The following is a 6172-nucleotide window of genomic DNA, read 5'->3' as shown; positions in this document are numbered from 1 at the left end:
CGTCCGCCGCTGGGGCCCGAAGGCCCCCGCTCGACTTGCATGTATTAGGCACGCCGCCAGCGTTCGTCCTGAGCCAGGATCAAACTCTCCAATAAATTGAAAGATATTGATCAAAGCTTCATTCTCATAAAGAATGACTTGGCTCGCTTCACGCGTTCGCTGTTCAGTTTTCAAAGAGCATTTCGTGACCGCCGCCCGGAGGCGACTTGATCATCATACCACATATCCTTCCCGCGATGCAAGCGTTAATTTTTGTTAACTCGTCATCAGCGGTGACAGAAAGTAATATAACAAAAAGCTCAATTTTGAGTCAAGAGGAAATTTACAACTACTTTGCCTCTTGTCTGTGAAAGAATGTGTTCAATGTATCACCATTCGTTTCAACAAGACTAAACTTTACTATACGAAACCTGTGTAGTCAAGAAAAAATTTCCGTAATGCCAACCGGCAGGAATAGCGGCAGGAGCCTGCTTCCATACTAGAAAGAAAGGCTTTTGACCATCCATGAGCCGATACGGGAGAAACCACCCGCAAGCGGCCGCTGCGCTCCAGCGTGTAATCACATGTCAAACAAACGGAAGCAGGTGAAAAAATGTGGCGGAAACGAAAGCCCAAACCTACCTATGAGGAGTACAAACATGAATATTCAAGCGAGCTCTCCACGGTGGAATCCCAACGCAACGAAATCATTCCCGAAGAGTTTCCCGAGGGCCCTTACGGTGCGGCCACCAATGAAGAACTGCTTGGAAAAGCGACAGGCTGGGAAAGCGATCAGCATGTAATCTCCAATCTCGCCTACGAATACCGCAATTTTCATCAGGATCTTCCCCGCCAGGAGCCTGCCGCCCATCAGACCCATGATGATCCTGCTCTGAATGAAGAACCCCTCTGAATGGCCTGCATGCGTTCCGGGACACAAGCACAGGCAGAACCCTCCCTCGCATCACAACGCGAAGGAGGGTCCTTTCTATCTCGCCGATTCGGAAATCACACGATTCGTCAGGGTGCCGATATCCTCAATCGTGACCGACACCTCATCGCCCGGTTGAAGCGAGCCTACTCCGGCAGGTGTGCCTGTAAGCACGACATCGCCGGGAAGAAGCGTCATTACCGCCGTGATGGCCTCGAGCAACTGCGGAATCTTGAACACCATCTGACTGGTATGGGAATCCTGGCGTACCTCACCATTCACCCTGGTTACAATCCGCAGGTTATGGTAATCCACTTTGGCGGCGATCGCAGGACCCAACGGGCAGAAGGTGTCGAATCCCTTTGCCCTGGTCCATTGTCCGTCACGCCCCTGCAGATCTCTGGCGGTGATATCGAGCGCGCAGGTGAAGCCCAGGATATATTGATCCGCCTCTTCCGCCTTGATGCGGCGCGCTTCTTTTTTGATGACGACGGCCAGTTCCCCTTCATAGTGGAGGTTCTGCGTCAATGCCGGATAGATGATCGGGTCGCCCGGACCGATCACGGATGTGGACGGCTTCAGAAAGAGGAGCGGCTCCTGCGGCAGCTCCGCCCCGATCTCCTGCGCATGATCCTTATAGTTCAGCCCGATGCAAACCACCTTGCTGGGGGTGCAAGGGGTGGCGATTTTCACCTCATCAAGCGGGACTTCCAGGCCGGTCATCACCGGTTTGGTTTGATCCCGTTTATAGATGTCGCCTTCAATCACGCGCACTTTGTTCTCGTCTTCCACCATCCATCCGTGCTTCATCTTGCCATTGCGTTCAAAACGGATAATCATTGGCTTTCTCCTCTCCTGCCACAGCAATTGATTCAGAACAGATCCGCCGCCATTTCCCGCTTCTCCCCGATAATCGGTTCCACGACGGTGCGCTGCACAGCGTCCGCCACCAGCGATTCGACATCCAGCTTCTCCTCGTAGTGCGCCGCGATTTCGGCCTTCGGACGCGTGACGGGGTTTTTGGGGGTAAAAATGGTGCAGCAGTCCTCATACGGAAGAATAGAGAGATCGAACGTGTCGATCTTTCTGGCGATCTCCGTGATCTCCGTCTTATCCATGCCGATCAGCGGCCGCAAGATCGGGATGTTGACCACGCTGTTGATGGTGTTCATGCTCTCCAGCGTCTGGGAGGCAACCTGTCCGAGGCTTTCCCCGGTAGCCAAGGCAAGTGCTTTCGTTTTGGCTGCCACGCGCTCGGCGATGCGCATCATGAAACGGCGCATGATGGTAATCAGGTATTCCTCCGGGCAGTTGTCGCGGATAGCCGTCTGAATCTCGGTAAACGGCACCACGTGCAGGCGGATCTTGCCGCCCCAGCGCGTCAGCTTGTGCGCCAAATCGCGCACCTTCTCCAGGGACCGCTCGCTGGTAAAGGGATAGCTGTGGAAGTGAATCGCCTCCAGCGTGACGCCGCGCTTCATCATCATCCACCCGGCCACGGGGCTGTCAATCCCGCCGGACAGGAGTAGCAGCACCTTGCCGGCGGAGCCTACCGGCAGGCCGCCGGGACCAGGCAGCGTCAGGCAGCTTAAAAATGTGCCTTCCGCCCGAATCTCGATCTGAACCACGATGTCGGGCTGGTGCAGATCCACTTTGATTCCCCCGATATTGCGCAAGATATGCGTCCCTACCCGGCGGCTTATATCCATCGAGGTCACGGGGAAGCGCTTATCGGCCCGCCGCGTTTCCACCCGAAACGTCCTCGGCGTTGGCTGGATGGCGCGCACCAGCTGCAGCGCAGCCTCCTTGATGGCTTCCTCCGACTGTGCGGTCCGCACCACCGGACTAACCGACGAGATGCCGAACACCCGCTGGAGAGCCGCGAGAACCGAATCTGCGTCGGCACCGTTCAGCTCCACATACATTCTGCCGTACACGCGGCTGATCCGGATATGGGGATAGTCGCGCAAAACAAGCCGGACATTGCGCATCAAGGCGCTTTCAAAAGCATCGCGGTTCTTTCCTTTTAATGCCAATTCTCCGTAGCGAATCAGTATGCGATCATAATTCATTGCTGTCATCCTTTACACATTCATATAGGGGCGAATCCGGTCTACGGATTCCCTCAGGGCCACCAGAAACCGATCTATCTCTTCGGCCTTGTTGTAGCGGCCGACGCTGATGCGCAGGGCCGACAATGCGCGGTTCCGGTCCATGCCCGTAGCCATCAGCACGCGGCTCGGCTCGTTGGCTTTGGACGAGCAGGCCGATTTGGTCGAGACGAGAAAGCCTCTTTCCTCCAGGGCGTGCAGAAGCACTTCCGCTTTCGCTCCCGGCACCGAGATATTCAGGATATGGGGAGCGGCACCGTCCGCAGGGGAATTGATGACACAGCCGGGTATGTCGGCGATTCCTGCCCTAAGACGACGGATCAGTCCGGCCAACCGTTCCGATTCGTCATGGCCCGTCTCCTCCAACAGCCGGATCGCTTTTGCCATCCCGGCGATGGCGGGCAGATTCTCCGTTCCCGACCGCAAGCCCGCTTCCTGGCCGCCTCCCATCAACAGCGGCTGCAGCTTGAGTCCATCCCGTTTATACAGGATGCCGACACCCCGCGGACCGTGAAACTTGTGGGCGGAGATGCTTACGAGATCAATGCCCCATTCGTGCGGGAGAAGCGGGATTTTGCCGAAGCTCTGCACCGCGTCGACATGAAAGAGGATTTTGGGATGCTGCCGCAGCAGGGAACCGATTTCCTGGATCGGCTGCACCGTTCCCAGTTCATTGTTGACATGCATGACGGAAACCAGAATGGTATCGGGTCGAATGGCCGCCTGCACGTCTGCAACCGACACCCGCCCTTCGCTGTCAACCGGCAGGTAGGTGACCGAGAAGCCAAATCCTTCCAATTGTTTGCAAACATCGTAGACGCTCGGATGCTCCACCTGTGTGGTCACAATGTGTTTTCCCCGGGACTGATATTGAAAGGCAACGCCTTTAAGCGCCGTATTATTGCTTTCCGTTCCGCCGGACGTAAAAAAAATCTCCGCCGGTTTCACGCGCAAAGCCTGGGCGGCAACACTGCGGGCCTGCTTCAGCACATGTTCCGCCTCCAGTCCTTTTTGGTGCAGGGACGAAGGGTTGCCGTAATACTCTTCCATCGCCCGCTTCACCACATCGGCCACTTGCGGATGAGGCTGCGTCGTGGCGCTGTTATCCAGATAAATCACGCTAGACACCTTCCATCCTTCATAAAAATAAAGCCTATCTTTCATCATACCTGATCCACAACGCACATTTCCAGCGCGGGAGCAGCGAAAAGTTTCCTTTCTTTATTCTTGCCACGCCTGTCCCGCAGGTACATCCGGTTCCCTGTTGATCACCGGAAAAACCCACCTGGAAATGTCACAATTTTTTTGCATACGCAAGCGCTTACATTGATTTCTCTGTCTTTACAAGGTCTTGTCAACTTGTTAGAATTGTCTTTAAATTCTGATGAACCAAGGAGAGAGAGACCATGACAACAGTGATTTCCATGCAGGAGAAACTCAGAAAGATGGAAGACGAACTGAGACGGCTTCAGGCGGAATTGGAAAAAATGCGTTCCACGGGAAGCCAGTTCGAGCGGATTGAGACCGACGTCTACCTGACAGAAGTATACAATGGCTAAACATATAGCTATGACTTTTCACTCATTTTTTTCAAGACGAATGCGGTGATCGGACAGCAATTATGCCGATCGCCGCTTATTTTTTTGTGCTTCGGCGGTTCATTCGTGGCCGGAGGCTCATCGTGGTCCGGACCCCAGTCCTACGAAGCAGCGCAAGTTGGCAAACAATGGTCGCATTGGACGGATTTATCCAATGCAAGCATCTTTCTCCTCCCCTTACAATAACACATGACATCCCAGAATTCGCTACATAAGGAGGAAAACGATGTTTTCAGCTGCGACGTGGAAACGAATGTTGTTCCCTACCCTTCTGACCGGCGCCATCCTTCTGCCGACGGCATCCGCATACGCGGAAACGGTCACGGTGCGCTCCGGCGATACGCTGGGCAAGCTGGCGGTGCGGTACCATCTCACCGTCGAACAACTGAAAATTGCGAATCATCTGACCGGCGATCTCCTGTACGCCGGATCAACGCTGTACATTCCTCCCAAGTCCACCGTCTATACGGTGCAGAGCGGCGATTCCTTGTGGAAGCTTGCCGCCAGATTCAACACGACCATCGCCAGGATCAAGGAAATCAATCAGCTGAACCGCGATACGCTGATCGCGGGAGAAAAGCTGCTGATTCCGGCAACCACCACAGGCTCAACCGTTTATACCGTTGTCAGCGGCGATGTGCTGTGGAAAATTGCCGACCGTTTTCACGTAACCATTCAGGCGATCGTTGAGGCCAACAAACTAACTACGCTAGAGCTCTCGATCGGCCAAAAGCTGATCATTCCGTCCAATCCGGACATGGCCGATGCTCCCCATGATTCGGACAAGCCCTGGGTGGAAATGACCTCCTACACCGTGCAGAAAGGGGATACGGCCTGGTCCATTTCCCTCGATCACCAGATTCCGATGGCGGAGTTTTTGGAAGTGAACCACCTGGCAAACGATGCCTCCCTGTCCGTCGGCCAAGTGGTGAAAATCCCCGTTCATCACGTTCCCGTCCTGGCTACGCCGGGCCCGAAATACGGCGAATACCTGGACTGGTTTGAAGGCGCCCAATACGTCTTTCCGATCAATGCCGTCGCCACCGTGACGGATTTCCAGACAGGCAGACAGTTTCGGGTGAAGCGGACCACCGGGGCCTTCCATTCCGACACCGAACCGCTCACCGCTGCCGATACGGCCATCATCAAGGAGATTTGGGGCGGCAACTTCTCCTGGAGCGTCCGTCCGGTCATCGTGGAAGTGAACGGCCGGCGTCTCGCCGCTTCCATGTCGTCCATGCCGCACAGCATCGAGTATATTGTGGACAACGATTTCCCCGGTCATTTCGATATTCATTTCTTGAACAGTCTGCGGCATAAGGACAACCAGATCGATCCGGCCCACCAGGCGGCCATCAGGATCGCCGCGGGCGTCAACTGAAGTAATAACCCCGCCAACTTAAACGAACGCTCCACCCACTCGGCGATAGCTATCGCTGTACCGAGTGGGGTCCCTTGCTGGTGTCGGCTGGGACCCCCAAACTTTCTTCGTCCCTTTAGTGATTTAAAGCGACTGAAAATTCCAGTAAAAACCCCTTGGGCCTGATTCAAGG

At 55.0% G+C, this 6172-nt stretch carries 6 protein-coding genes and 1 rRNA gene; 3 read left to right on the top strand and 4 right to left on the bottom strand.

Translation table 11 applies throughout. The features are described from left to right. Positions 1–95, bottom strand: a 16S ribosomal RNA gene (locus tag G3578_RS19365); the annotation flags it as partial. A 497-nt stretch (positions 96–592) separates the two neighbouring features. On the opposite strand from G3578_RS19365, the gene G3578_RS19360 reads away from it, so the two are divergent. Further along, on the top strand, positions 593–892 hold the full coding sequence (locus G3578_RS19360) for a hypothetical protein (protein ID WP_165215129.1): 300 nt from the start codon (positions 593–595) through the stop codon (positions 890–892). A 75-nt stretch (positions 893–967) separates the two neighbouring features. On the opposite strand, the gene G3578_RS19355 is transcribed toward G3578_RS19360, so the two are convergent. From G3578_RS19355 to G3578_RS19345, 3 genes are read right to left on the bottom strand one after another with little or no spacing between them, the layout of a single operon-like run. Then, positions 968–1750: a fumarylacetoacetate hydrolase family protein gene (locus tag G3578_RS19355; protein WP_165215127.1), complete on the bottom strand. Its 783-nt coding sequence runs from the start codon at positions 1748–1750 to the stop codon at positions 968–970. A 32-nt stretch (positions 1751–1782) separates the two neighbouring features. Next, on the bottom strand, positions 1783–2982 hold the full coding sequence (gene thiI, locus G3578_RS19350; protein WP_165215125.1) for a tRNA uracil 4-sulfurtransferase ThiI: 1200 nt from the start codon (positions 2980–2982) through the stop codon (positions 1783–1785). A 12-nt stretch (positions 2983–2994) separates the two neighbouring features. Beyond that, positions 2995–4140: a cysteine desulfurase family protein gene (locus G3578_RS19345; RefSeq protein WP_346774039.1), complete on the bottom strand. Its 1146-nt coding sequence runs from the start codon at positions 4138–4140 to the stop codon at positions 2995–2997. A 287-nt stretch (positions 4141–4427) separates the two neighbouring features. On the opposite strand from G3578_RS19345, the gene G3578_RS19340 reads away from it, so the two are divergent. Beyond that, entirely contained in the window at positions 4428–4580 is a 153-nt protein-coding gene (locus G3578_RS19340) for a hypothetical protein (protein ID WP_165215123.1), read from the top strand. A 265-nt stretch (positions 4581–4845) separates the two neighbouring features. Continuing rightward, positions 4846–6000 carry a LysM peptidoglycan-binding domain-containing protein gene (locus G3578_RS19335; protein ID WP_165215121.1) on the top strand — a complete coding sequence of 385 codons (1155 nt, stop codon included), beginning with the start codon at positions 4846–4848 and terminating at the stop codon, positions 5998–6000. Positions 6001–6172 lie beyond the last annotated feature (172 nt).

It is taken from the genome of Brevibacillus sp. SYP-B805 (assembly GCF_011059135.1).
Lineage (GTDB): Bacteria > Bacillota > Bacilli > Brevibacillales > Brevibacillaceae > Brevibacillus_F.
The sequence above is the reverse complement of the archived record's forward strand: the minus strand, read 5'-3'. Positions and strand labels throughout refer to the sequence as shown.